20 protein-coding genes and 2 tRNA genes are annotated in these 24,731 nt (G+C 72.7%); 9 read left to right on the top strand and 13 right to left on the bottom strand.

Going from position 1 to position 24,731, the window contains the following annotated elements; all coding sequences use genetic code 11:
• Positions 1 to 18 precede the first annotated feature (18 nt).
• From NCI01_RS19895 to NCI01_RS19870, 6 genes are all read right to left on the bottom strand, one after another.
• Positions 19 to 1,284 (bottom strand): S8 family serine peptidase, encoded by a 1,266-nt coding sequence (locus NCI01_RS19895; protein ID WP_254183234.1) that lies wholly within the window; start codon positions 1,282 to 1,284, stop codon positions 19 to 21.
• A complete protein-coding gene (locus NCI01_RS19890; protein WP_254183233.1) occupies positions 1,284 to 2,708 on the bottom strand; it encodes a type VII secretion protein EccB in 1,425 nt (474 codons plus the stop codon). Before NCI01_RS19890 ends, NCI01_RS19895 begins: the two co-directional genes overlap by 1 nt.
• A gap of 16 nt (positions 2,709 to 2,724) precedes the next feature.
• Positions 2,725 to 4,107 (bottom strand): type VII secretion integral membrane protein EccD, encoded by a 1,383-nt coding sequence (eccD, locus tag NCI01_RS19885; RefSeq protein ID WP_254183232.1) that lies wholly within the window; start codon positions 4,105 to 4,107, stop codon positions 2,725 to 2,727.
• A gap of 149 nt (positions 4,108 to 4,256) precedes the next feature.
• Complete coding sequence (locus tag NCI01_RS19880; protein WP_254183231.1) at positions 4,257 to 4,547, bottom strand: WXG100 family type VII secretion target; 291 nt, start codon at positions 4,545 to 4,547, stop codon at positions 4,257 to 4,259.
• A 36-nt stretch (positions 4,548 to 4,583) separates the two neighbouring features.
• Positions 4,584 to 4,895 carry a WXG100 family type VII secretion target gene (locus NCI01_RS19875; RefSeq protein ID WP_129454118.1) on the bottom strand — a complete coding sequence of 104 codons (312 nt, stop codon included), beginning with the start codon at positions 4,893 to 4,895 and terminating at the stop codon, positions 4,584 to 4,586.
• 185 nt (positions 4,896 to 5,080) lie between these two features.
• Complete coding sequence (locus tag NCI01_RS19870) at positions 5,081 to 6,448, bottom strand: hypothetical protein (RefSeq protein WP_254183230.1); 1,368 nt, start codon at positions 6,446 to 6,448, stop codon at positions 5,081 to 5,083.
• Positions 6,449 to 6,574: 126 nt separating this feature from the next.
• On the opposite strand from NCI01_RS19870, the gene eccCa reads away from it, so the two are divergent.
• The gene (gene eccCa, locus NCI01_RS19865) at positions 6,575 to 10,570 is read left to right on the top strand and encodes a type VII secretion protein EccCa (protein WP_254183229.1); all 3,996 of its coding nucleotides are present in this window, start codon (positions 6,575 to 6,577) and stop codon (positions 10,568 to 10,570) included.
• A gap of 247 nt (positions 10,571 to 10,817) precedes the next feature.
• On the opposite strand, the gene NCI01_RS19860 is transcribed toward eccCa, so the two are convergent.
• Positions 10,818 to 12,485: a helicase HerA-like domain-containing protein gene (locus tag NCI01_RS19860; RefSeq protein ID WP_254183228.1), complete on the bottom strand. Its 1,668-nt coding sequence runs from the start codon at positions 12,483 to 12,485 to the stop codon at positions 10,818 to 10,820.
• Positions 12,486 to 12,555: 70 nt separating this feature from the next.
• Between NCI01_RS19860 and NCI01_RS19855 the strand changes: the two genes are divergently transcribed.
• Both NCI01_RS19855 and NCI01_RS19850 read left to right on the top strand, forming a co-directional pair.
• Positions 12,556 to 12,852: a type II toxin-antitoxin system VapB family antitoxin gene (locus tag NCI01_RS19855; RefSeq protein ID WP_254183227.1), complete on the top strand. Its 297-nt coding sequence runs from the start codon at positions 12,556 to 12,558 to the stop codon at positions 12,850 to 12,852.
• The gene (locus tag NCI01_RS19850; protein WP_254183226.1) at positions 12,849 to 13,352 is read left to right on the top strand and encodes a LytR C-terminal domain-containing protein; all 504 of its coding nucleotides are present in this window, start codon (positions 12,849 to 12,851) and stop codon (positions 13,350 to 13,352) included. Before NCI01_RS19855 ends, NCI01_RS19850 begins: the two co-directional genes overlap by 4 nt.
• Before the next feature lie 184 nt (positions 13,353 to 13,536).
• Here the strand turns inward: NCI01_RS19850 and NCI01_RS19845 are convergent, their stop codons facing one another.
• Positions 13,537 to 15,054: a potassium/proton antiporter gene (locus tag NCI01_RS19845; RefSeq protein WP_254183225.1), complete on the bottom strand. Its 1,518-nt coding sequence runs from the start codon at positions 15,052 to 15,054 to the stop codon at positions 13,537 to 13,539.
• A gap of 201 nt (positions 15,055 to 15,255) precedes the next feature.
• Between NCI01_RS19845 and NCI01_RS19840 the strand changes: the two genes are divergently transcribed.
• The 3 genes from NCI01_RS19840 to NCI01_RS19830 are packed head-to-tail and all read left to right on the top strand — an operon-like array spanning position 15,256 to position 17,985.
• Positions 15,256 to 15,696, top strand: a complete 441-nt coding sequence (locus NCI01_RS19840) for a hypothetical protein (protein WP_254183224.1) — start codon at positions 15,256 to 15,258, stop codon at positions 15,694 to 15,696.
• A 1-nt stretch (position 15,697) separates the two neighbouring features.
• Positions 15,698 to 16,660 (top strand): hypothetical protein, encoded by a 963-nt coding sequence (locus tag NCI01_RS19835; RefSeq protein ID WP_254183223.1) that lies wholly within the window; start codon positions 15,698 to 15,700, stop codon positions 16,658 to 16,660.
• Entirely contained in the window at positions 16,657 to 17,985 is a 1,329-nt protein-coding gene (locus tag NCI01_RS19830) for a hypothetical protein (RefSeq protein ID WP_254183222.1), read from the top strand. Before NCI01_RS19835 ends, NCI01_RS19830 begins: the two co-directional genes overlap by 4 nt.
• A 15-nt stretch (positions 17,986 to 18,000) precedes the next feature.
• Here NCI01_RS19830 and NCI01_RS19825 read toward each other — a convergent pair whose 3' ends face one another.
• The 3 genes from NCI01_RS19825 to NCI01_RS19815 form a co-directional block, all read right to left on the bottom strand.
• Complete coding sequence (locus tag NCI01_RS19825; RefSeq protein ID WP_254183221.1) at positions 18,001 to 19,380, bottom strand: vWA domain-containing protein; 1,380 nt, start codon at positions 19,378 to 19,380, stop codon at positions 18,001 to 18,003.
• Positions 19,377 to 20,249 carry an AAA family ATPase gene (locus tag NCI01_RS19820; protein WP_254183220.1) on the bottom strand — a complete coding sequence of 291 codons (873 nt, stop codon included), beginning with the start codon at positions 20,247 to 20,249 and terminating at the stop codon, positions 19,377 to 19,379. Before NCI01_RS19820 ends, NCI01_RS19825 begins: the two co-directional genes overlap by 4 nt.
• 148 nt (positions 20,250 to 20,397) lie before the next feature.
• Positions 20,398 to 20,485 (bottom strand) — tRNA-Ser (locus NCI01_RS19815).
• Between the two features lie 124 nt (positions 20,486 to 20,609).
• Here NCI01_RS19815 and NCI01_RS19810 point away from each other — a divergent pair.
• The 3 genes from NCI01_RS19810 to NCI01_RS22460 all read left to right on the top strand — a co-directional run bounded on the left by NCI01_RS19810 (position 20,610) and on the right by NCI01_RS22460 (position 21,519).
• On the top strand, positions 20,610 to 21,071 hold the full coding sequence (locus tag NCI01_RS19810) for a hypothetical protein (protein ID WP_254183219.1): 462 nt from the start codon (positions 20,610 to 20,612) through the stop codon (positions 21,069 to 21,071).
• 63 nt (positions 21,072 to 21,134) lie between these two features.
• Positions 21,135 to 21,228, top strand: a tRNA-Ser gene (locus NCI01_RS19805).
• Positions 21,229 to 21,393: 165 nt separating this feature from the next.
• Positions 21,394 to 21,519: a hypothetical protein gene (locus NCI01_RS22460; protein WP_299931283.1), complete on the top strand. Its 126-nt coding sequence runs from the start codon at positions 21,394 to 21,396 to the stop codon at positions 21,517 to 21,519.
• 208 nt (positions 21,520 to 21,727) lie between these two features.
• On the opposite strand, the gene NCI01_RS19800 is transcribed toward NCI01_RS22460, so the two are convergent.
• Both NCI01_RS19800 and NCI01_RS19795 read right to left on the bottom strand, forming a co-directional pair.
• On the bottom strand, positions 21,728 to 22,735 hold the full coding sequence (locus NCI01_RS19800) for a TrmB family transcriptional regulator (protein WP_254183218.1): 1,008 nt from the start codon (positions 22,733 to 22,735) through the stop codon (positions 21,728 to 21,730).
• Positions 22,736 to 22,875: 140 nt separating this feature from the next.
• Complete coding sequence (locus tag NCI01_RS19795; protein WP_254183217.1) at positions 22,876 to 24,723, bottom strand: phosphoenolpyruvate carboxykinase (GTP); 1,848 nt, start codon at positions 24,721 to 24,723, stop codon at positions 22,876 to 22,878.
• Between the last annotated feature and the right edge of the window lie 8 nt (positions 24,724 to 24,731).

The following is a 24,731-nucleotide window of genomic DNA, read 5'->3' as shown; positions in this document are numbered from 1 at the left end:
GGACCGCGACGTCGTGGCTCAACGTCGCAGCAACGGCCGCAGCATGAAGGCGAGCGCCAGCAGCGACCCGGCGACCAGGCCCGACCACAGCAGGATGGCGCGGGGCGTGCCGAAGAGGTCGACGCGCTCGGGCGCCGGCGGCGCCTGCGCGTCGGCTCGCACCTCCGGGACGGTCGTCTCGACCTTCCCCTTGCGACCGGGCTCGATCTCGCGGGTGAGGGCGTCGTGGGCCTGCACCACGCCGGCGCCGGTCCACGGGCTCGCCGCCTCGCCGTCCGGGCCCTCGGGGGCGCCGGCCCCCTCGGTGGTCGCCTGCAGCCGGGCGACGAGCTGCTGGGGGGTCTCCCGCGGGAAGCGCTCCTTGAGCAGCGCCATGACGCCGGTGACCTCGGCCGCGGCCCACGAGGTCGCGACCTGGTCGACCTCGCACACCTGACCGGTGGCGTTGACGGAGATGGCACCGACGGTGGGCGCCGCGACGTCGGTGTCGAGGTTGGGCAGGACGTAGGCGCTGGGGTGCTCGTCCCCCGGTGGCACGGCGCTGACCGCGAGCACCCCGGGGTAGTCGGCGGGATAGACGTCGGCGTCGTTGCCCGGCGTGCCCCGGAAACCCTCGTCGGGGGTGGCCGAGGCGTTGCCGGCGGCGGCGACGACCACGACCCCCTGGTCGACGAGCCGGGCCACCGCGGACTCGAGCACCGGGTCGGGCTGCGGCACGGCCAGCGAGATGCTGACGATGTCGACCTGTTGCTGGGGCTGCGCGCGGATCACGGCCTCGATGCCCGCGGCGATGCCGGCCGAGGTCAGCGCCCGCTCCCCCTGGGTGGTGTCGGCCTCGGCGGCGTCGTAGACCTTGACGTCGTAGACCTGGGCGTCGGGCGCCACGCCGCGGGGGCCCGCGATCAGGCCCGCGACGATGGTGCCGTGGCCCGAGAGCCGGGTGGCGGGGTCGACGCCCGCGATGGTCGTGGCGCCGGCGACGGCGAGCCCCTCGAAGCCCACCACGCCGCTGTCGATCACGGCGACCTTCACCCCGCGGCCGGTCGCGACCTCCTGGGCCTGCTCCACGTGCATCCGGTCGTGGGCCGCGTTGTCCTTGGTGTGGGTGTCGGCGAGCCGCTCGGAGCCCGGCACCTCGCTCTCCACGCAGGGGGCGGCGTGGTCGGCGGCGGCGGGCGCGGCGCCCAGCGGCACGACGGAGGCGGCGAGCAGGCCCGCGGCGAGCGTCGTACGCACGAGCGGGCGGCGCAGGGTCGGGCGACGGCCCGGCGACGGCGCAGCCATCAGCCGGCGTCCGCCGCAGCGTCTTCCGCCGGGGCGTCCACGGGGACCCGCCGCGCGCCGTTGGTCGACAGCTGCACGCCGGGCTCGAAGAACTCCAGCCACGCGCTCGGCACCAGCGGCGGGTCGACGTCGCCGTAGCCCAGGTAGTCGGGCACCTCCGCGCCGACCAGCTCGTACTTCTCGCCCTTGGGGTCGATGACGTAGCGGGTGCCGGTGTCGGCGGCCTCGCCGGAGCCGGAGAGCACGTAGGCCCCGGCGCTCGGCTCGACGTCGACGGCGTGGCGGCCCGGGCGCACGTCGGCCTCGGCCGGGTCGGCCGCGCCGGTCGGGTTGGTCGCGAGGGTGAAGGACGCGTCGGCGCCGGGCTCGGGGTGCAGCACCGCGCACAGCGCTCCGTTGGTGATCGGCTGCGGGATCTCGCCGGGCCACTCGGCGGGGGTCTTCGGGTCGCCGAACGACGCCGACAGGTCCTCGGACAGCTCCTGGGTGGACCCGCCGACCACCTCGTAGACCATGGCGTCGAAGTCGCTGAGCCGCTCGGGCTTCTCGTCGCCCAGCAGGTAGTAGGCGCCGCTGCTGGAGCGCAGCAGGTCACCGATCTGGTAGCGCGAGAGATCGGTGCCGGTGCTGCCGTAGGGCACGGGCTCACCCGCGCGAGTCACGCCGAACGACGTCTGCTCGAGCGGCTGGCCCAGCCGGAAGAGGTTGAGCCAGTCGGGGTCCACCTCGGTCGCCGAGGCACCGAAGCCGAGCCGGTCGCCCAGCGTCGAGGCCTGGGTCTCGTCGGCGGGCATGGGGAAGCGGTAGGCGCTGCCCTGCTCGCTGCCGACCGGGGGCGCCGTGGCGATCAACCAGTCGGTGCCCTTGCTGCGGACGAGGAAGGCGGACGCCACCAGGTCCTCGACGGTCGGGGTGCGTTGCACCGCGAGCTTGATGCCCAGGCCCTCGCCGGTGCAGGCGGTCCAGCCGTCGTCGACGAGCTCGTCGGCGGACGGGAGGCTGGCCGGGGCGGCGTCGATGCCGAGGTCCTCGCCGAGCTGGACGGTGCGGATGTACTTGTCGCGCACGGTGAACGGCGTGAGCTCGGCATCACCGAGCAGCAGCTGCGCCGAGACGTAGTTGGGCACCCGCTGCAGCAGCGGCTCGTCGCCGTCGCCGCGCAGGACGACGTACTGCTCGCCGGTGTCCTTGGAGATCACGAAGCTGCCGTCGTCGAGCCACTGCGCTGGGGGACGACCGAGCAGGAAGCCCGCGATCGCCGCACCGGCGAGGAGCAGCACGGAGAGGGCGACGCCGCCGATGAGCACCCGCCCCGGGCGCACCGGCTCCACCTCGCGGCCGCCCGGAGCGCCGGAGACGAAGGCGGTGACGAGGCGGCGGCGGCTGAACGCGTGGGCCTCGACGAGGTCCTTCTTGGTGGCCATCTCTCGCCCGCCCGCCTCAGCCCGCCACCGCGGACACGAAGCCGGCCGCGAGCACCATCAGCGGTAGCAGCGCGAGCAACGTCATGGTCTCGACCACGTCGCCCATGCGGCCGCGGCGCACCGACGGCGAGGCGGGCACGAGCGTGAGCGCGAGCAGCACCGCGCCGACGCCGGCCAGGCCGATGGCGGCACCGGCGCGCCAGCCGTCGTGGATCAGCAGCATCGACAGCGCCACCGAGACCAGTCCGAGGATGCCCGAGGTGAGGCCGGCGAGCACCTCAGAGCCGGTGCGGTACTGGCGGGTGCGGAACATGACGGCGAGGCAGCAGACCGCGGCGAGGACCGTGCCGTAGACGCCACGCCCCACCGCGAAGGGGGCGAGGAGGACCAGGAGGGTGCCGACCGTGGCCGACACCGCGAGGAGGATCTCGTGGCCGACGCGGGCGTCGTCGGCCACCTCGTCGGGGTCGATCTCGTCGGGGTCGGCGGTGATGTCGTGGAGCGAGTAGAGCTGGTCGACGCTGGTGCCGGTCACGCCGAGGGCGAGCCACGGGAAGACGCTGCCCGCCAGGACGACGAGGGTGAGCAGGACGACGAAGACGGTCGACGGCTCGAGCGAGAAGACCCGGATGAGCACCGAGCCGGCGACGAGGACCGCACCCACCACCACGGCGGGGATGACCAGGGCCCGACCGTCCTGGAGGCCGACCACCGCGACGAGCCCGACCGCGAGGACACCCAGGCCGGCGTAGAGCAGCGGGTCGGCGAAGAAGGCCTCGGCGAGCGGCCAGGTCCACTCCGGCAGGTCGCCGGGCGCGAGCAAGAGCCCGGCGACGGCGGCGTAGAGCGCGGCGAGCAGCGAGATCGCGACACCGGCCTCGGGCTCGCCCTGCGCGCGGGTCAGCACGATGCCGCCGACCACGAGAAGCGCGGCGATCACCGCAGCGGCGACGCCGCCGAGCAGGCTCTCGCCCTGCAGCAGCAGGGCCAGGGCGCCGAGGCCGAGCAGGATGCTGCCCGCGCCGAGCGCCGTACGACGTCCCGCCGCGGGCTCCCACGGCTTCAGCTCGTTCTCCACGACGTCGGCCATGGCCTCGACGACGTCGTCGTAGACCCGGGGGGCCTTGTCGTCGACACCGGCGGTGACCGTCAGCAGGCCGCCGTCCTCGATGCCCTGCATCGTCAGGCCGGCGTTGTTGGCAAGGATCCGGCCCTCCTGCGTCACCAGGCGGTAGCCGCCGTAGACGGTGGAGGCGTCGAGCAGGCCGACGGAGCGGGCGAGCTCCGGGACGAGCTCGGCCACCGGGATCGAGCCCGGCAGCACGAGATCGACGCGTCGCGATCCGGAGGCGATGGTCACCCGGACCAGGCCCGACGCGACCGAGGACCCCTGACTCATTGGTGTTTCCCCCTGAATGTCCTTGCACCTGCGTCGGCCGAGGGGCCGGAGCACTGAACGGGGAGCAGCCTAGGCGAAAGCCGCTCGCGGAAATGCCACGAGGCCGGACGCCCCCGGAGGGACGACCGGCCTCGGACGGTGGGTGCTGCTCAGAAGCGGTTGGCGCCCCGGGCGTCGGCCGCCTTGTACTCGGCGTTGGACGCGTCGACACCCTGGCTGGCCTGCTGCAGCAGGAGGGTCATCTCGGACATCGCCTGGTCCCACTTGGCCTTGGCCTGGTCGTAGGCCATCTTGGCGTTACCGTTCCAGTCCGACTTGAGGGGGTTGAGCTCGTTCTCGAGCTGGGTGAGGCGGGCCTCGATGTCCTTGGCCGCCTTCATCACGTCGGCCGCACCGGCGTCGAGGCTGCCGTGCTGGACCTTGATTCCGTCGAAAGTCATGTCGATCTCCTAGATCTCAGAAGTCAGGTGTCGGCGTCAGCCGAGACGGCCCTGGAGGTTGGCGTGGGTGGCGGACTGGGCCTCGTCGGTCGAGACGTTGTCGCGCTCCGTCTCCTTCATGGAGGCCGCGAGCTGGTCGAGGGCCTTGAGGATGGTCTCCTGCTTCTGGTCCCAGGCGATCATCAGGTTGTTGAACGCGGTGGCACCCTGGCCGCCCCATCCGCCCATCATCGTCTGGATGTTGCCGGACAGAACACCGCACTTGTTCTTGACGTCGCCGCGGGCCTGGTCGACGAAGTCAGCACCCTTGGAGAGGGCCTTCTCTGTCTGGCCGTACATCTCGCTCATGTCGATCCTTCTCCCTCGGTGGCCGAACCGACCGAGTGTTGTGTTGGTGACTCACTGGACTGTGATCCGGTGCTCGGGGAGACGTCCCGGCCCCCCGCGCTGACGTGCATCTACCCGACCGTTTTCGGGCTAAACATCAATCCACCGATCGACGCCGCCGCGGGAGACCGGCGGACCCGTGCCGATCACGACGTCATCTCCCACAGCCGGCGGAAGACGCCTGCCGCGACGACGGCAGCGGCGAAGGCGAAGCTGCCGCACAGCGACTCGGCGACCTCGGCGCGGCGCGACCACCACACCGACCGCCACCCGCGCCCGGTGGCCACGGCCGCCGCCACGGCGATGACGCCCAGCACGACGGTGACGTAGAAGAACGTGTCGACGTGGGCCGCACCCGGCCCCGTGGCGAGGTGCACCCCCAGCACCACCAGCGCGCCGAGGCCGGCCAGGCGCAGCAGGACCCGCGCCGCGGCGTGGCGGTAGGACCGGGCCGCGAGGAGCAGCGAGCAGCCCGCGAAGAACACGAGGCAGCGGGCACCGATGCGGTCGAGGTCGATCGTCGCGGTGTGCAGCAGGAGCGGGCTGGCGACGAGCACCGTCACCAGGATCGCGGCCGCGGCGCCGGTGACGATGCGCGAGGCGCGGTGCACCAGGCGCTCCATCGCGTCGGCCGCGACGACGATGCGTCCGCGCCGGCCGTGGCGCTGGGTGTCGCGGGCCGACCAGGCGGTGACGGCCAGCCGGTCGAGGTCGAGCAGCGCCTCGTCGGGCACGTCGACCGCGAGCGAGGGCGCGAAGCGCGCCGCCATCATCGAACCGAAGACCAGCAGGGTCCAGGCGACCCGCGCGTCCCAGCCGAGCATGGCCGGCACGGCACAGCAGGCGAAGACGGCGAGCCCGCTGACGATCCACACGGTGCTCACCTCGTCGCTGCCGACCGACAGCGCGCGGCCGATGCCGGCGACGACCGCGGCCGCGATGCCGGCCGCACCCAGGATGGCCGGGAGCAGGTGGACGCCGGGCTCGTAGAGGGCCGCGAACGCGGCGGCCGCGGCGAAGGCGGGGGCGGCCGCTGCCCGCTGCCGGGCATGGCGACCGAGCGGGAGCACCCCGACGAGGGAGCAGGCGAGCAGCAGCCCCACCGTGACGGTGCGTACGACGTCGTCGCCGGCGCGACCGGCGTACCAGGCGGCGAGCGCGGCGACCAGCGCGGCCACCCAGGCGATCAGCGCGGCCAGCGCGGGGCTCTCCGGGGCGTTCTTCGCCGCCTGCAGCAGCGTCACCCGGCGCGGCCGGTGCACGCCCGTCGTCGCGACGAGGACGTCACCGGGCTCGATGCCCGCCTCGCCCAGCGGGACGGCGGCGTTGAGGCGCTCGCCGAGGGCGGTCTGCAGCAGCGGGATGCCCGGCACGTCGGCCTGCTTGGCGTACTCGCGGGCGACGTCGACCGAGGTGGCACCCGCGGGCACGACGAGGTCGAGCACCCCGGCCGGGCCGTGGATGCTCAGCGCGATGGTCGCGCCAGCACCGCTGGACATCGCGACGTCCGACACCAGTTCCCCCTTCGCGTCGCCCGTGGGACGAGCAGCCCTCCGCTGGAGAGTAGTCGCAGGTGCGACCCGCGTGGCAGCACACCTATCATCGGGGCGACTTCATCGGGCACGGCACTGGGGGACGCGTTGAGCACGACACTGCGGGGTGGCCAGAGGCTCGACGAGCCGGAGATGCCGGGTGGCCAGATCGTGCTGCAGCCGCCGCCCGAGCTGCAGGAGGGCGAGGGCGCCGGCGGCGTGCTGATGAACGCCATCCCGATGCTCGGCAGCCTCGGCTCCATCGTGCTCGTCGCGACCATGGGCGGCGCCAACCGGAGCCGCAGCTTCCTCGCTGCCGGCATGTTCCTGTTCGCCACCCTGGGCTTCATCATCGTGCAGATCGACCGGCAGCGTAAGCAGCGCGCGCAGCAGGTGACCGGCTCGCGGACCGAGTACCTGCGCTACCTGAGCAACATCCGCCGGGTGGCGCGCGAGGCGGCCGACCAGCAGCGCCGCGCCCTCAACTGGCACCACCCCGAGCCCTCCGCGCTGCCCTCCCTGGCCGAGGACCGCACCCGGCTGTGGGAGCACACCGCGTCCGACGACAACTTCCTCCACGTGCGCTACGGCCTGTGCTCGCAACCGCTGTCGCTGGAGCTCGTGCCCCCGGAGAGCGCGCCGGTCGACCAGGTCGACCCGGCTGCCGCGTCCGCCCTCCACCGCCTGCTCGTCGTGCACCGGCTCCAGCCCAACCTGCCGGCCTCGATCGACCTGCGCGCCTTCGACCGCATCGAGCTGTGCGGCGATGCCGAGGAGGTCCGCTCGACGGCGCGCGCGATGATCTGCTCCGCGACGGCGTTCCAGAACCCCGACCAGCTCATCGTCGCGGTCCTGAGCTCCGAGCAGAACCTCACCCACTGGGACTGGGTGAAGTGGCTGCCGCACGCCCAGAGCACCCGGGAGGTCGACGCGGTCGGCCCGATGCGCCTGGTCTCGACCTCGCTGGACGACCTCGGCAGCCTGCTGCCGCCCGACCTCAGCGACCGGCCGCGCTTCGGCGCCGACGAGCGCGCCGCCACGCCGCACATCCTGCTCGTCATCGACGGCGGGCACCTGCCCCCCGGCAACCACATCGTCCCGCCCGACGGCCTGCACGGCGTCACGCTGCTCGACCTGCCGAGCCGGTGGGACGAGCTCGAGGACCCGACGCGGCTGCGGCTCGAGTTCGCCGACGCGCCCGACGAGCTGGGCAAGCGCCCGGTGAGCGCGCTGCGCCTGCGCGGCGAGCCGGTCCGCGCCCTCGCCGACCAGTGCGACATCGCCACCGCCGAGGCCTTCGCGCGCCGCATCGCCCCGCTCAAGACCGCGAGCGCCGAGTCGTCGTCCGCCGGCGGCGCCGTCGACATCACCTCCACGACGCCCGACCACATGGACCTGCTCGGTCTCGGCGACATCTTCAGCTATGACCCGGCCACCGCCTGGCGGCCGCGACCGGCCCGCGACCGGCTCCGGGTGCCGATCGGCATCGGCGACTCCGGCGGGCTGATCCACCTCGACATCAAGGAGTCCGCCCAGCAGGGCATGGGCCCGCACGGCCTGGTGATCGGCGCGACCGGCTCCGGCAAGTCGGAGTTCCTCCGCACGCTGGTGCTCGGGCTGGTGATGACGCACTCGTCCGAGCAGCTCAACCTCGTGCTCGTCGACTTCAAGGGCGGCGCGACCTTCGCCGGCATGGCTGACATGCCGCACGTGTCGGCGGTCATCACCAACCTGGCCAACGAGCTCACCCTCGTCGACCGCATGCAGGACGCCCTGTCCGGCGAGATGACGCGGCGCCAGGAGCTGCTGCGCGACGCCGGCAACTACGCGTCGGTGCGCGACTACGAGAAGGCCCGCGCCAACGGCGAGCCGCTCGAGCCGATGCCGTCGCTCTTCATCGTCGTCGACGAGTTCTCCGAGATGCTCTCGGCCAAGCCGGAGTTCATCGACCTCTTCGTCGCCATCGGCCGCCTCGGCCGCTCGCTGGGCCTCCACCTCCTGCTCGCCTCGCAGCGCCTCGAGGAGGGCCGCCTGCGCGGCCTCGAGTCGCACCTGTCCTACCGCGTCGGCCTCCGCACGTTCTCGGCCGGCGAGTCCCGGGCGGTCCTCGGCGTCCCGGACGCCTACGAGCTCCCCGCCGTCCCGGGCCTGGGCTACCTCAAGCCCGACCAGTCCACGCTGCTGCGGTTCAAGGCGGCGTACGTCTCGGGGCCGCCGTCGAGCCGCACCCGCGTCACCCGCGACGAGGGCGGCGCCATCCGCGGCATCCTGCCCTTCACGATCTCGGAGGTGCAGGCGCTCGAGCCCACCGAGGAGGTCACCGAGGTGGCCGCGCCGCAGCCGCAGCAAGGCGAGCAGCCGTCGCTGCTCGACATCGCCGTGACGCGCATGGTCGGCAAGGGTCCGGCCGCGCACCAGGTCTGGCTGCCGCCGCTCGACGTGCCCGACACCCTCGACGAGCTCATGCCCGACCTGGTCGAGAGCCCCGACCTGGGCCTCACCTCGCCGCAGTGGCGCAACGTGCCCGGCCTGGTGATCCCGCTGGGCACCGTCGACCGCCCACGCGAGCAGCGCCGCGACACGATGACGCTCAACCTCACCGGCGCGGCCGGCCACGTCGCCGTCGTCGGCGGCCCCCGCTCGGGCAAGAGCACGATGCTGCGCAGCATCGTCACCAGCATGGCGCTGGTCACCACGCCGCTGGAGTCGCAGTTCTTCGTGCTCGACTTCGGTGGCGGCACGTTCGCGCCGCTGACCCGGCTGCCGCACGTCTCCGGCGTCGCGACCCGCTCCGAGCCGGACGTCGTTCGTCGTGTCATGGCCGAGGTCGAGGGCATCGTCGACCGGCGCGAGGCCTACTTCCGCCAGAACGGCATCGACTCCATCGAGACCTACCGCTCGCGTCGGGCGCAGGGTCGGGCCGACGACGGGTGGGGCGACGTCTTCCTGGTCATCGACGGCTGGAGCACGCTGCGCGCGGAGTTCGACGACCTCGAGATGGAGATCCAGCAGCTGGCCGCGCGCGGCCTCACGTTCGGCCTCCACATCGTCACCGCCTCGACCCGCTGGGCCGACTACCGCGCCGCGATGCGCGACGTCTTCGGCTCCAAGCTCGAGCTGCGGCTCGGCGACCCCCTCGACTCCGAGATCGACCGCAAGGTCGCCGCGCTCGTGCCCGTCGGGCGCCCGGGCCGCGGCCTCGTGCCGTCCAAGCTGCACTTCCTCGGCGCGCTGCCGCGCATCGATGGCGACGGCAGCGCCGACACCCTCGGCGACGGCGTCGACGACCTCATCAAGCGGATGGCCGGAGCGTGGAAGGGCCCCCAGGGACCCAAGCTGCGGCTGCTGCCGGAGAAGGTCACGCTCGAGGCCATCCGCGAGGACGCCGTGCGGCGCGGGATGCCGGAGAAGCAGATCCTGCTCGGCATCAACGAGAAGGAGCTCGCACCGATCGGCCTCGACGTCGACGCCGAGCCGCACATGCTGGTCTTCGGTGACGGCCAGTCCGGCAAGAGCGCGCTCCTGCGGGCCTACGTCCACGAGATCATGCGCACCCGCACGCCCAAGGAAGCGCAGATCGTGCTCGTCGACTACCGGCGCTCGATGCTCGGCGAGGTGCCCGACGAGTACCTGCTCAACTACCTCACCTCGGCCACCCAGGCGACGCCGACGCTCAAGGACATCGCGAGCTACCTCGAGGGCCGCATCCCGGGCCCCGACGTGACGCCCGACCAGCTGCGCAGCCGGTCGTGGTGGACGGGCGCCGAGGTCTTCGTGGTGGTCGACGACTACGACCTCGTCGCCACCGCACAGTCATCGCCGGTGTCGTCGCTGCAGCCGCTGATGGCGCAGGCGCGCGACGTCGGCCTGCACGTCGTCGTCGCCCGGCGCACCGGTGGTGCGTCCCGCGCGCTCTACGAGCCCGTCATCCAGTCGCTCCGCGACCTCGCGATGCCCGGCGTCATGCTCTCCGGACCGCGCGACGAGGGCATCCTGATCGGCAACCTCCGCCCGCAGCCCGCCCCCGAGGGACGCGCCCGCGTCGTCACCCGCGACGGCGGCACCCAGACCGCCCAGCTCGCCTGGCTCGACCCGACCATGTGACCGCGCGCGCGCCCGTGGGCGGTGCGTGAGCCGCATTCCAGCGCCACCATGTGGCTGAGGCACCCCCCGCGCATGTCGTACGCCGGCGAGCGGTGCGTGAGGCGGGTTTGCGACCCCCGGAACCCCCGTCACGCACCGCTCACCCACGTGTCGTACGCCGCCGCGCCGGCGAGCGGTGCGTGAGGCGGATTTCCAACCCGCGGAACCCCCGTCACGCACCGCTCACCCACCGCGCCGGGGGCGCCGCTCAGCGGCGGCCGCTCTTGAACATCCCCCGGGCGATCTCGCGGGCGGCGGTGCTCATGAAGTCCTTGAAGGCCCGCGACTTCACGACGCTCTCCATCATGCTGTCCTCGTCCTTCGGCGCGGGCCGGCGCGAGGAGGGCTGCGAGGACTTCTGCGACGACTTCTGCGAGGCCTTCTCTGTCACCCGGGCGTTCTTCTGCTCGCGGGCCATCTCCTTGACGCGGGCGTCCTCGGCGGCCTTGCGGGCGCCCTCCTCGAGCTTCTTGGCGAGCAGCTCGCGCGCAGACTCCCGGTCGATCGGCTCGGCGTACTTCTCGGTGAGCGGCGAGGCCTTGACCGCCGCTTCCATGTCGGCCGTGGGGGCGGGGTCCATGAGCGACTCCGGTGCCCGCAGCCGGGTCCAGGCGACGGGGGTCGGGGCGCCGCGCTCGTTCATCACCGTCACCACGGCCTCGCCGATCCCCAGTGACGTGATGACCTCGCCGAGGTCGTCGTAGGCGCTGTTGGGGTAGGTGTTGACGGTCGCCTTGAGCGCCTTGGCGTCGTTGGGGGTGTGGGCGCGGAGCTGGTGCTGCACCCGTGAGCCGAGCTGCCCCAGCACCTCGTCGGGCACGTCCGTCGGCGACTGCGTCACGAAGAAGACGCCGACGCCCTTCGACCGGATGAGCCGCACGGTCTGCGCGACCTGGTCGAGGAAGTCGTCGGAGGCGTCGTTGAAGAGCAGGTGCGCCTCGTCGAAGAAGAAGACCAGCTTGGGCTTGTCGAGGTCACCCTCCTCCGGCAGGTCGTGGAAGAGGTCGGCGAGCAGCCACATGAGGAACGTCGAGAAGAGCGCCGGCCGGTCCTGGAGGTTGGGCAGCTCGAGCAGGCTGACGATGCCGCGGCCGTCCTCGGCGGTGCGCAGGAACTCCTTCGTCTCGAACTCCGGCTCACCGAAGAAGACGTCGGCGCCCTGCGCCTCGAAGGCGACCAGCTCTCGCAGGATCACCCCGGCGGTCTGCGGCGAGAGGCCGCCGATCGTCTTGAGCTCGGCCTTCCCGGCCGCGTCGCCGGTGAGGTACTGCAGCACCGCGCGCAGGTCGGCCAGGTCGAGCAACGGCAGGCCCTGCTTGTCGCAGTAGTAGAAGACCAGGCCCAGCGAGGACTCCTGGGTCTCGTTGAGGCCGAGCACCTTCGCGAGCAGGGTGGGACCGAAGGCGCTCATCGTGACGCGGACGGGTACGCCGACGCCCTGGCCGCCGATCGCGTAGAACTCGGTCGGGAAGCCGGTCGCCGTCCACTCCTGGCCGACGCTCGCCGTGCGCGCACTCAGCTTGTCGCTGGGCTCGCCCGGGACGCTGATGCCCGAGAGGTCGCCCTTGATGTCGGCGGCGAAGACGGGCACACCGTGTGCGCTGAGCTGCTCGGCGAGCAGCTGCAGGGTCTTGGTCTTGCCGGTGCCGGTGGCGCCGGCCACGAGGCCGTGGCGGTTGAGCATCGCCAGCGGGATGCGGATGCGTACGTCGCCGAGGCGCTCCGCGTCGAGCATCAGCCCGCCGAGCTCCAGGGCCTCGCCCTCGAACCGGTAGCCCGGTGCGACCGCCTCGGCGATCGGGTCGGAGACCGGGTCCGAGACAGTCTCGGCGATCGGGTCGGGCGGCGCGGGCTGGGCCTCGGGGGTCTCGGTCATGCCGGCGAGCCTAACCACGGCCGGAGGTGACGACGAGGGTCCGCGCGGGGGCGTCGTTATGATCACCGGCGTGATCTTCAAGCGGGTGGGCGTCGGCCGGCCCTACCCCGACCACGGGCTCGACTCGCGCGGCTGGGCCGACCTGCCTCCGCGCCAGGTGCGGCTCGACGAGCTGGTGACCACCAAGGACACCCTGCGGCTCGACACGCTCCTCGACGAGGACTCGACGTTCTACGGCGACCTGTTCGCCCACGTCGTGCAGTGGAGGGGCGACCTCTACCTCGAGGACGGCCTGCACCGCGCCCTCCGCGCCGCCCTCCAGCAGCGCAGCGTGCTCCACGCGCGGGTCCACCAGGCGGCGGAGTGACGGGCGCAGCCCGGTCGGCGCTCACGCTGGCCTTCCTGGCGCTGGTGGTCGTGGCCGCCGCGGTGTGGGGGTGGGCCGCCTTCACGGAGCCGTTCCCCCAGGACGAGCCGGTCGCGATCTGCGAGGACACGACGGTGACCGCCGGGTCCGAGGTGCGCCGCGACCAGGTCGTGGTCAGCGTCTTCAACGGCAGCGGGCGCAGCGGGCTGGCCGGCGCGACGAGCGCCCAGCTCGCCGAACGGGGCTTCGTCGAGGGCACGGTCGGCGACTCCCCGCAGCCTGCGGGCACCACCCAGATCTGGTCCTCCGACCCGACCAACCCGGCCGTGGTGCTCGTCCAGCGGCAGTTCAAGAGGGCCCAGGTCGTGCCGGGTGACGCCCTCGGCCCGGGCGTCGTCGTCGTGGTGGGCGAGAAGTTCCAGTCGTTGAAGAAGAAGCAGGTCGAGTCGGTCGTCGCCGAGGCCGACGCGACCTGGTGCAAGGCGACCGGCTCGGAGTGACGGCCCCAGCGGTCGAGTGACTCGGCGCGTCCTGAGGTCCGATCGACGTCGAGTCGGCGCATCCTGAGGTCGAACAGCTCGACGAACTGCGGCCGTACGACGCCGCGGGGCCCGCCGACGCGTCGTACCGCCGCAGTTCTTCCCACCGGCGCCGCCACCGGCGCCGGCGACAGAGTGCGCCGGTTCAGTCCTTGTCGCGGCGTGAGGGGTCGCCGACCCACTGGGCGAGGCGCCCGTTGTCGGAGACCTGGCGCATGCGCGCCTCGGTGGCCTCGCGCAGCTTGCGGGGGGTGACGACGAGCAGGTCGTCGCCGTGCCTCAGGACGGTACGACGCTCGGGCACCAGCACCTCGCCGGAGCGGACCACCAGGGAGACCGAGGCTCCCTGCGGCAGCCGCAGCTCGCCGACCTCGACGCCGTGCATCTTCGAGGTGGGCGCGATGGTCACCTGCAGGAGGTCGGCGGCGACCCGGTCGAGGGGCGCCGCCTCCACGTCGAGGCCGCGCGGATCGGACCGGTGGGCGACCCCGAGCGTCCGGGCCACCCAGGGCAGCGTGGGTCCCGTCAGCAGCGTGTAGACGACGACCATCACGAAGACGATGTCGAACAGGTCCTCGGCGCCCACCACGCCCTCCGCCAGCGGGATCGTGGCGAGCACGATCGGCACGGCGCCGCGCAGCCCCGCCCACGACAGGAAGGCCAGGTCGCGCCGTCCCATCGGCTGCACGAGGCTGCTCACCACGACCGACAGTGGCCGGGCGACGAGGGTGAGGACGAGCCCGGTCGCCAGCGCCCGCACGACGGTGTCGAGGTCGATCCGCGAGGGCGACAGGAGCAGGCCGAGCATCACGAACAGCCCGATCTGGGCCAGCCACGCCACGCCCTCGGAGAAGGAGCGGGTCGCCACCCGGTGCGGCAGCTCGCTGTTGCCGAGGATCAGCGCGGCGACGTAGATCGCGGCGAACCCGGACGCGTGCACGGCCGACGCGGCGCCGTACGCCGTGAACGCCAGGCACAGGACCGCGAGCGGGTAGAGGCCCGAGGACGGCAGCGCCGCCCGCCGCATGACCCAGGCGCCGCCGACGCCGATCGCAGCGCCGATCAGCCCGCCGGCGATCAGCTCGAAGACGATGATGCCGCTGGTCTGGAGCAGCCCGGCCTCGCCGACGGCGCCGGTGGAGATGATCCCGACGAGCACGACCGTCGGGGCGTCGTTGAGGCCCGACTCGGCCTCCAGCGCACCGGTGAGACGCTTGGGCAACGGCAACGCCCGCAGGACCGAGAAGACGGCCGCGGCGTCGGTGGGCGAGCAGATGGCCCCCAGCAGGATCGCCAGCTCCCACGGCAGCCCGAGGAGGTAGTGGGTGCCGACGGCGACCACGGCGACCGACACCGCCACGCCGATCGTCGCCAGCGAGAGCCCGAGAGCGACGCTCGAGCGCATCTGCCGCCAGTCGGTCGTCAGGCCGCCTTCGGCCAGGATCATCGCCAGCGCACCGAAGCCGAGGGCGTGGGCGAGCTGGGCGTCGTCGAAGGGGATGCCGAACGGGCCGCCCTCGCCGAGCAGCACGCCGATGAAGAGGTAGATCAGCAGCGACGGCAGCCCCGCGCGCGCCGAGACGCGCACGGCGAGGATCGCCGCCAGCGTCACGACCGCTCCGACCAGCACGAACTCGTCGAGCTGGTGGACGTCGAACGTCATGCACACCTCTGGGCGGCTCTTCGGGTTCCGGGGGCCTCTGGATCCTATCGGCCGGCAGGCGTCGCCGCGGCCGTCCGGACCGGCGGTGGACGGTCCGGCGGCAGCACGCCGGCCTCCGGCTGCGGCACAATCGGGGACCGGGGACGGACGTTTGAGGTCCAGCCGATCGGGTAGTCGTCCCCGGACGAGAGGAAGTGATCGATGTACGGCGACACCGCCGCGGGCCGCAAGCGCGTCGCGCAGCTCCGCGAGCAGGGCGGCGACATCCGGGCCCTGGCCGCCCGTCTCGTCTCCCAGGCCGAGGCCGTGCCGTGGCACGGCAAGGCAGCCGACGCGATGCGCGAGCGGATCAAGGAGCGTGCCTCGCACCTGCGCACCGCTGCCGCTCACCACGAGACCGCCGCCGACTCGCTCGCCCGGCACCTCACCGAGGTCGACGCGCTCAAGGAGGCGATCGACCAGCGCGCCCACAAGGCCACCGCCCTCGTCGAGGACGCCCGCACCCGCGCCAGTCGCTCCACTGTGTCCGACGACGTGCTGGCCGAGGACGACGAGACCGACACCGACGCCGCACTGCTCGCCTTCGACCCTCCACCGGCCGGTCACAAGGACTGGCTGACCGTCTCGCTCCCGGGGCTCTGACATGGTGACCATCGACCTGACCACGCCTCCGCCGCCGAGCACGAGCTTCATCGACGCGATCGCCCGACGCCTCGCGCTGACGCTGCCCGAGCTCCGGCTCGTCGCCGAGCTCGCCGGCGGCGCGCCGCTGCCCTTCGACCTGCCGGGCGCTGGCGAGGAGGATGCCGACACCGGCTCGCTCTCCGGACGACTGGGCCAGAGCCGGGGATCGGTCGAGGACTCCGCCTACCTCGACGCCGTCCGCACGCTGCACGACCCGGAGGACACCCTGCGCCGCCGCGGCCTGGTGACCGACGCGGGTGCCGACCCCGGCATCGTCGGGGCGGTCGGTCTGCTCGCGACGCCGCGGCTGGCCCTCGACATCGACGTCGCGGCCGGCACGACCCAGGTCAAGGCCTGGCACCGCCAGTCCGGCGGCGCGGTCGCCAGCCTGTCGACCTGCGACGGCATCGTCTTCGAGCTGGCCTGGTTCCCCGTCGACCAGTGGACCAACGAGCTCGCGCGGGTCACCGCCCCGCCCGAGGACCTGCCGCTCACCGCCTCGCACGTGCCAGCCCTGCTCGACGTCCCCTACGCCCTCGCCGACTCTGTCGGGGAGGCGCTGCGCTCCGGGCGCTCCGACCTCGTCCCCGTGCTGGTCGGCCAGTCCGGTGGGGTCGTCCTCGCCGACGGCCGCGAGATCAGCGGCCCCGAGGCGGTCGACGCCGTCTCTGCCGTGCACACCGAGGGCCGCGGCCGGATGCGCATCCTCGCCGCCGAGGTGTCCGAGCGCGCCACGACGTCGGTCGGCGTCGTGTCCTGGGTGCTGCTCCGCGACGGCTGGCACTCGCTGACCCCCCGACACGACGACGGCGCGCGGGTCGCGGTCGCCCGCGTCGATCCCGACGACCTGGCCACCGAGCTGGCGCCCGTGCTGGCACAGGTCGCCCACCCGTCCGACGACGCCGCAGGGAGCCCGGCATGAGCGACCTCGACATCCCCCGCACCCACGAGGGCGACGCGCCCCGGGACTCCTCCGCCTCGGTCGCCGCCGACAAGTACGACCAGATGCTGGCCCTGGCCGACCTGTTCGACAGCTCCGGCACCGAGATGCGCAACCGCGCCCGGCTCGGCACCGAGATCCTCGGCGACGACGACGTCGTCGACTCCGGTGAGCTGTCGAAGGCGACGTGGGGACAGGCGGAGGAGGACATCCGCGCCGCCACCACGGGCAAGCACGGCCTGCTGACCCGCTCGGTCGAGCTCGACGCCGACGCGCTCGTCGTACGTGCCACGGTCCTCACCTACCGCTGGATCGACGAGCTGCAGGAGGCGGCCTACAAGACCCTCGGCTCGATCGCCGGCCGCGCGATCGGCTACCTCGCACCGGAGGTCGCGCTCGGCGGCGCGATCGTGAGCGCCGGGCTCATCGAGACCGACACGCTCGACCGCGACGGCGTCACCGCCTACCTCAGCGAGCTCGCCGAGAACAACCCCGACCTGATGGACCACCTCTCCGGTGGCGGCGGCCTGCTCGACGGGCTGCACATGCGGTCGCTCCTGACCGCCGGGGTGCTCGGGTCCGAGCAGGGCGCGCACGCGGCACGCGGCGGCCTGCGGGCGATCGGCGTCGACCCGTTCCCGACCGACGCCGTGTCGGCGTTCCGCGACTCCGCGGGGTCGTTCGTCGAGGCGGAGGCTCCCGAGGCCGAGGTCGGCAGCGGCACCGGCACGGCGCCCCGCTCGCTCGAGGAGCTGATGGCCAACCTGGTCGCCGAGGACCGGCGGATCAGCGTCCAGCGCGTCGGCACCGGCCGCTACATCGCCTACCTGCCCGGCTCGCTCACCCCCGACACCGGCCGGCTCCGCCTCGTCGGCGCCGACCCGACCACGTCGGCCGGCCAGGTGGTGCGCGCGATCGAGAAGGCGGTCACCGAGGACGACGCCAGGGTGATGCTCGTCGGCTCGGCGGCCGGCGGGACGATCGCCGCCGAGATCGCCGCGACCACCCGCTCGCCGCGGTTCGTGGTCGACCAGGTCGTCACGGCGGGCGCACCGTCGGCCCAGGTCCCCCGGATCCCCGAGGCCACCCGGGTGCTGTCGCTGGAGGACCGCACCGACCCGGTGGTGATGCTCGGCTCGCTGATCAACGCCTCGACGGCCAACCGGCTCACGGTGGTCTTCGACGCGGCTGGCGCCGAGGGCGCCCAGCTCTACGTCGCCGGCGCCCGGGCCGCCGACAGCGCGGGCCACCCCGAGCTGAAGGCCGAGATCAGCCGGTTGCAGGAGCTCGGCTTCCTCGCGGGCTGACGTCGCGGCGTCGGGTCAGACGATGCCGTGCACGAACTCGCCGAGCTGGGCGAGGTTGCGGCACTCCACCATCGGCACCACCTCGCCGTAGCGGTCAGCCGCGCTGTCGCCCGTGCCCCAGTGACGGGGGTGCTCCGGGTTGAGCCACCACGCGTGCCGCGCGCGCCCGGCGAGGTCGGCGAGCACCGGCAGCGCCAGGTCGCTGTAGTTGGACCTGCCGTCCCCCAGGACGAGCAGCGAGGAGCGCGGTCCGACGGCGTCGGGGTGCTCCTCGGCGAAGCGGGTCAGCGCCCGGCCGTAGTTGGTGCGCCCCCACAGCGCGGCGTGGGAGATGCGCCCGGCGAGCGACTCCATGACCTCGACCACGTCGGCGCCCGGGCGGAAGCTGTCGCTGACCTCGACGACGTCGTCGACGAAGGTGAACGCGCGCACGCCGCTGAACGCCTCGCGCAGCGCGAACACCAGCAGCAGGGTGAACTGCGCGAAGTTGGCGACCGAGCCGCTCACGTCGCACAGCACGACGAGGTCGGTCCGGTGCGGGCGCTTCGGCCGGTGGTGGGTGGTCAGCGGCACGCCGCCCGTGGCGATCGAGGCGCGCACGGTGCGGCGTACGTCGAGGGGTCCGCGCCGGCGGGCGTGCTGCTCCTTGGTCAGCCGGGCGGCGAGCCGACGGGCGAGCGGGTAGATCTCGCGGCGCATCTCGTCGAGGTCGCTGCGCCGGGCGGCGGTGAAGTCGAGCCGGTCGATGGTGGGCCGCACGGTGACGTCGGCGACGTGCTCGGGTCCCTTCTCCTCGGCGATCCGGCGCCGGGCGTCCCCCTCGACCAGCCGGGTGAAGTCACCGACGCGTCGTCCGGCCACGCGCTGGGCCTCGTCGTCCCCCAGCCCCTGGCCGAGCAGCCCCTGCACGATCCGGTCGACCAGCTCGGCGGGCGACACCCGCTGCAGCGAGGTGTAGGCCGACCAGCTCGACAGGCCCGGTCCGCGACCGGGCATCGCCCCGAACCGGGCGACCGCCTCGGCCGCCAGGTCCTGAAGCGTGCGGCCGTCCTGGGCCTGCAGGTCGCCGGAGGCGAGCGCGTCGGCCAGCGCCTCCCGGAAGCGCTCCAGGTCGGGGCCGGTGTCCTGAGGGCCCGACGCCGGCTCGAGGCCGTCCCCGGCGACGCCGCTGCCGATGAGCCGCGGGAAGTAGATGTCGAACACCGCGTCGAAGGTGACCCGTTGCGGCTGCCGCTTCACGAGCGTGGCGGCGTAGGCGGCGCGCACGGTCTCCCGGTCGTGCCAGTGCACCTTCTCCAGCGCGCTGATCGCGTCGAGTCCCTCGGCCAGCGACACCGACAGGCCCGCGGAGCGCAGGGCCTCCACGAAGCCGATGTGGGTGTCGAGGAGGCTCATCCCGCGGCCAGCTTGAGCTCCCTGGCCGCTCGCTGCTGGTCGGAGGCGTGCTTGAGCACGACGCCGAGCGTGCGGGCGACCGTCGCCTCGTCGAGGTCGCCCACCTGCAGCGCCACCAGGGTGCGCGCCCAGTCGACGGACTCCGCGATCGAGGGGGCCTTCTTGAGCTCGAGCTCACGCAGCCGTACGACGACGTCGACCAGCTGGGCGACGACCTTGTCGTCGAGGCGTGGCACCTGGCCGGTGACGATCGCGCGCTCGCGCTCGGCGTCGGGGTAGTCGAGGTGCAGGAAGAGGCAGCGGCGCTTGACCGCCTCCGACAGCTCACGGCTGGCGTTGGAGGTCAGCACGACGAACGGGCGGCGCGTGGCCGAGACCGTGCCCAGCTCGGGGATGGTGACCTGGAAGTCGCTCAGCACCTCCAGCAGCAGCCCCTCGACCTCGATGTCGGTCTTGTCGACCTCGTCGACCAGCAGCACGGTCGGCCCGTCACGCCGGATGGCGCTGAGCAGCGGGCGGCTCAGCAGGAACTCCTCGGTGAAGATGTCGTCGTGGGTCTCGCTCCACGCCTGGTCACCACCGCTCGCCTGGATCCGGAGCAGCTGCTTCTTGTAGTTCCACTCGTAGAGGGCGCGCGCCTCGTCGAGGCCCTCGTAGCACTGCAGCCGGATGAGCTCCGCGCCCGTCGCGCGCGCCACCGCCTTGGCGAGCTCGGTCTTGCCGACACCCGCCGGGCCCTCGATGAGCAACGGCTTCTCCAGCGCCCCCGCGAGGTAGGCCGTCAGCGCCGTGGCGTCGTCGGTGAGGTAGCCGGACTCGCGCAGCCGGGCCGCGGCGTCGTCGGGCGAGGTGAACCAGCTCGTCGTCACCCCGCGAGCCTATCCGTCGCTGTAACGCCGGGTTACCGCCTGTACCCACCCCCTTGCAAGGGGGTGGGTACAGCCGCTAACCCGGCGTTACAGGGGCAAGTGGCGGGATCGACGCCCCCTCAGCCCGGCGCCTCGCTCCGCTTCGGCTTGGCAGAGGGGGCGGGATTCGAACCCGCGGTAGGTCTCCCTACGACCGCTTTCAAGGCGGTTCCGATCGGCCGCTCCGGCACCCCTCCTCGTACGACGCCGGGGCGCCGCACACCGCGGGACTCTACCCAACGGCCGGGGCACGCGTCGCCCGGAGAGGAGTGATGGACCCGAGCGCAGGCGGCCGACCGCTCGCGTGGTGAAATCCGGGGTGTGACGACCGAGACCGCCACCGTCCACCGCCTCGCCCCCGCAGTCGCCGCGCGGCTGCTCGGCGTCGTGCTCTGCGCGGTCGCCGTCCTCATCCTGGCGTGCACGCTGGCGATCGCGGTGCTCGACCTGCACACGGTCCTCCTGCTCGTCCCGGTCCTGCTCACGGTGGCGGTGCTCGTCGCCTGCTGGTGGGCGTGGCGCACGAAGGGCTGGGTGGTGCGGATGACGCCCGAGGGCTACCGGGTGCAGTGGGTGCGTGGCGTCGGCGCGGCGGCGGCGCGGTGGAAGGACGTCGAGGACGCCGTCACCACGACGGTCGCCGAGGCGCCCGTGGTGGTCCTGCGGCTGCGCGACGGACGTACGACCACGATCCCCGTCGAGATGCTCGCGGTGGACCGCGAGGCCTTCGTGCGCGACGTCCAGGACCACCTCCAGCGCGGACACGGCCTCAGGAAACTGTGACCTGATTCGGCGCACGCGCGCCGGGCCTTGTAACCTTCTGTGCGCCCGGCCCCGGTCGGGCATGGAGGCGTCGCCTAGTCCGGTCTATGGCGCCCGCCTGCTAAGCGGGTTTGGGGCTAAAACCCCATCGAGGGTTCAAATCCCTCCGCCTCCGCCAGTGTCGGCCCCCTCCACCGGAGGGGGCCGACATGGTTCATCGCGCCTGCATTTGCAGGAACCTGCAATGCACAGACCTGCAGTCGACTGGACGGGACGCGGCTGCGCGCGGTGGGCGACAATGAAAGGCGTCATCCCCTGTGACAGACCAAGAGGTGGAAACCCCATGAGCCCAGTACGTCGTATCGCCGCCGCCGCACTCGTGGCAGTCCTCGGATTCGGTGTCGCCGCCATCGGCGCCGCGCCGGCCCAGGCCGTCGACACCAGCTGGGGGCGGACCGTCATCCGCTGATCCGAAGCCAGTCGTGCCATGATGGGCACGCAACGAAGAGCTGGGACACGGACCCCTCAACCCCCCACGAGTTCTGGTCCGACGGCCTCCCCCACAGGCCCGTCCCGGCATGAGGGCAGCACCTCTCCAGAGGTGCTGCCCTCCCCCTTTTCCTGAGCCGGGGGTGACGCGGGCGCAGGGCGCCCCGGAGAGAGTCGAGCGAGGCGAGTCAGGCGGACGGACTGTCCGCCTCCCGGCCCGAGATGCCGCGCTTGCCCATCTCGTAGCCCAGCTGGAACCTCGTCTCCACCTCGAACTCGCTCTTGAGGTCCGCGACGTAGGCCGCATAGGTCCGCGGGCTCACGCCGAGGCGCTTGGCGCCGGCCGGGTCGGCACGACCCTCGAGGAGCATCCGGATCGTCATCGCCCGCTGCTCGGCGGCGATGTCACGCATCAGCGAGGTCTCGCTGCTGGTGAAGGGGCGGGCGCGCTCCCAGTGCCGCTCGAACATGTCGACGAGGTAGCCGACCATCGACTTGTCGCTGATGACCATCGCGGCGTCGGTGCCCTCGTGGCTGGGGATCAGTGCCACCCGCCGGTCGACCACGATGAGGCGGTTGAAGAACTCGTCGAGCGTGCGCACCTCCGCTCCGGCCGCGGTCACCGCGGCGACGTACTTGCGGGTGTCCGCGCTGCGCCGCGCGGCGTGCTGGTAGAGCGTGCGCATCTTGACGCCCCGCTTGAGGGCAGCGATGTCGCGCGCACCGACACCGGCGTCGAGCTGCTTGACGCCCCGGCGGTACTGCGGCTGGGCGGTCAGCAGCTCCTCCTCGGCGTCGCTGACCAGTGAGGCGAGGAACGTGCCGATGGTCGCCAGCCCGCGGATCTCCGCGAAGGGACCGCCTACGGCGCTCGGGGAGCGACGCCACACGTGCGAGACGGCGCTGAACGCGTGGGCCCAGTGGGCCGACTCGGCGATGAGCTCGGCGCCCTGCTGCCCGAGCGGGGCGACGACGCGAGCCTGCACCGCGGCCGGGTCGACGGCGGTCCAGGTGAGGCCGTCGTCGCTCCTGGTCACGAGGCCGACGTCGACCAGCAGGGCGAAGGCGGCGTGCAGCTCGCCCCCCGCGACGATGCGCGCGTCGGAGGCGTTGAGGCCACCGGACGTCACGATCTCCTCGTAGAGAGGCGTCCCCTGCTCCTCGAAGAGGGTCCGCTCATCAGGCCCCAAGGGCATGGCTCACTCCGCTCGACCGACATCTCCGTGGGGAGGATGGTGCCACACCCTTCCCGGGCGTCACCGTCACGGACGGGCCCGCGACGCACCGACCCGCCGCCCGGGGAACCGGTCGGCGGGTCGGTGTCGTGGTGCGTGGCTCAGGCGTCGAGGCGCGCCTTGAGCGTGTCGAGCTCGCTCCAGAGCACGGCGGGCAGGTCGTCGCCGAACTTCTCGAACCACTCCTGGATCTGCGGCAGCTCGGCCTTCCACTCCTCGGCGTCGACGGCGAGGGCCTGGGCGAGCTCCTCCTCGGTCAGGTCGAGGCCGTCGATGTCGAGCGAGCCCGGCGCCGGCACGTGGCCGATGGGGGTCTCCACGGCGGCGGCCTGGCCGTCGATGCGCTCGATGACCCACTTGAGGACGCGGCTGTTCTCGCCGAAGCCCGGCCAGAGGAAGCCGCCGTCGTCGCCGCGGCGGAACCAGTTGACGTAGAAGATCTTGGGCAGCTTGGCGGCGTCGTTGTCCTTGCCGATGCCCACCCAGTGGCCGAAGTAGTCGCCGGCGTTGTAGCCGATGAAGGGCAGCATGGCCATCGGGTCGCGGCGGACCACACCCACGGCGCCGACGGCGGCGGCGGTGGTCTCCGAGGAGAGCGTGGCACCCATGAAGGTGCCGTGGTTCCAGTCGCGGGCCTCGGTCACCAGCGGGATGGTGGTCTTGCGACGGCCACCGAAGAGGATGGCGTCGATCGGCACGCCGCGCGGGTCGTCGTACTCGTCGGCGAGGATCGAGCACTGCTTGATCGGGGTGCAGTAGCGGCTGTTGGCGTGGCTGGACAGCTCACCCGTCTCCTCGGCGAGCTCCGGCGTCCACCGCTCGCCCTTCCAGCTGGTGGCCTCGGCCGGGGTGTTCTCCAGGCCCTCCCACCACACGTTGCCGTCGGGGGTCAGCGCGACGTTGGTGAAGACCGAGTTGCCCTTGCGGATGGTCTCCATCGCGTGCGGGTTGGTGTGCTCGTTGGTGCCGGGCGCGACGCCGAAGAAGCCGAACTCCGGGTTGACCGCCCACAGGCGGCCGTCCTCGCCGATGCGCATCCACGCGATGTCGTCACCGATCGCCTCGACCGTCCAGCCGGGGATGGTGGGCTTGAGCATCGCGAGGTTGGTCTTGCCGCACGCGCTCGGGAACGCGGCGGCGACGTACTTGGTCACGCCCTGCGGCGAGGTGAGCTTGAGGATGAGCATGTGCTCGGCGAGCCAGCCCTCGTCGCGCGCCATGACGGAGGCGATGCGCAGCGCGTAGCACTTCTTGCCGAGCAGGGCGTTGCCGCCGTAGCCCGAGCCGAAGCTCCAGATCATCCGCTCCTCGGGGAACTGGACGATGTACTTGGTGTCGTTGCACGGCCACGCGACGTCGGCCTGGCCGGGCTCGAGCGGCATGCCGACCGAGTGCAGGGCGGGCACCCACTTCGGGTCCTCGCCGGCGGCCTCGAGCTCCTCGACGCGGCGCAGCACGTCGGTGCCCATGCGGGCCATCACGCGCATGGAGACGGTGACGTAGGCCGAGTCGGTGACCTCGACGCCGAACATCGGGTGCTCGGCCTCCAGGTGGCCCATCACGAACGGGATGACGTACATCGTGCGACCGCGCATGCAGCCGGCGTAGAGCCCGCGCATGAGGTCCTTCATCTTCGCCGGGTCCATCCAGTTGTTGGTGGGGCCGGCGTCACGCTCGTCGACCGAGCAGATGTAGGTGCGGTCCTCGACGCGCGCCACGTCGGTGGGGTCGGAGGCCGCGTGGAACGAGTTGGGCATCACGTCGGGGTTGAGGCGGGTGAAGGTCCCGGTGGCCTCGAGGGCCGCGGTGAGCTGCGCCCACTCCTCGTCGGAGCCGGTGCACCAGTGGATGGCGTCGGGCTGGGTCAGCTCGGCCACCTCGGTGACCCAGGCGAGGATGCCTGCGTGGGTGGTGGGTGGCGTCGTCTGGGTGTCGATCGTTGCGGTCATGCCGGTTC

The sequence above is a fragment of the Nocardioides pinisoli genome, assembly GCF_024199985.1.
GTDB lineage: Bacteria > Actinomycetota > Actinomycetes > Propionibacteriales > Nocardioidaceae > Nocardioides > Nocardioides pinisoli.
The sequence above is the reverse complement of the archived record's forward strand: the minus strand, read 5'-3'. Positions and strand labels throughout refer to the sequence as shown.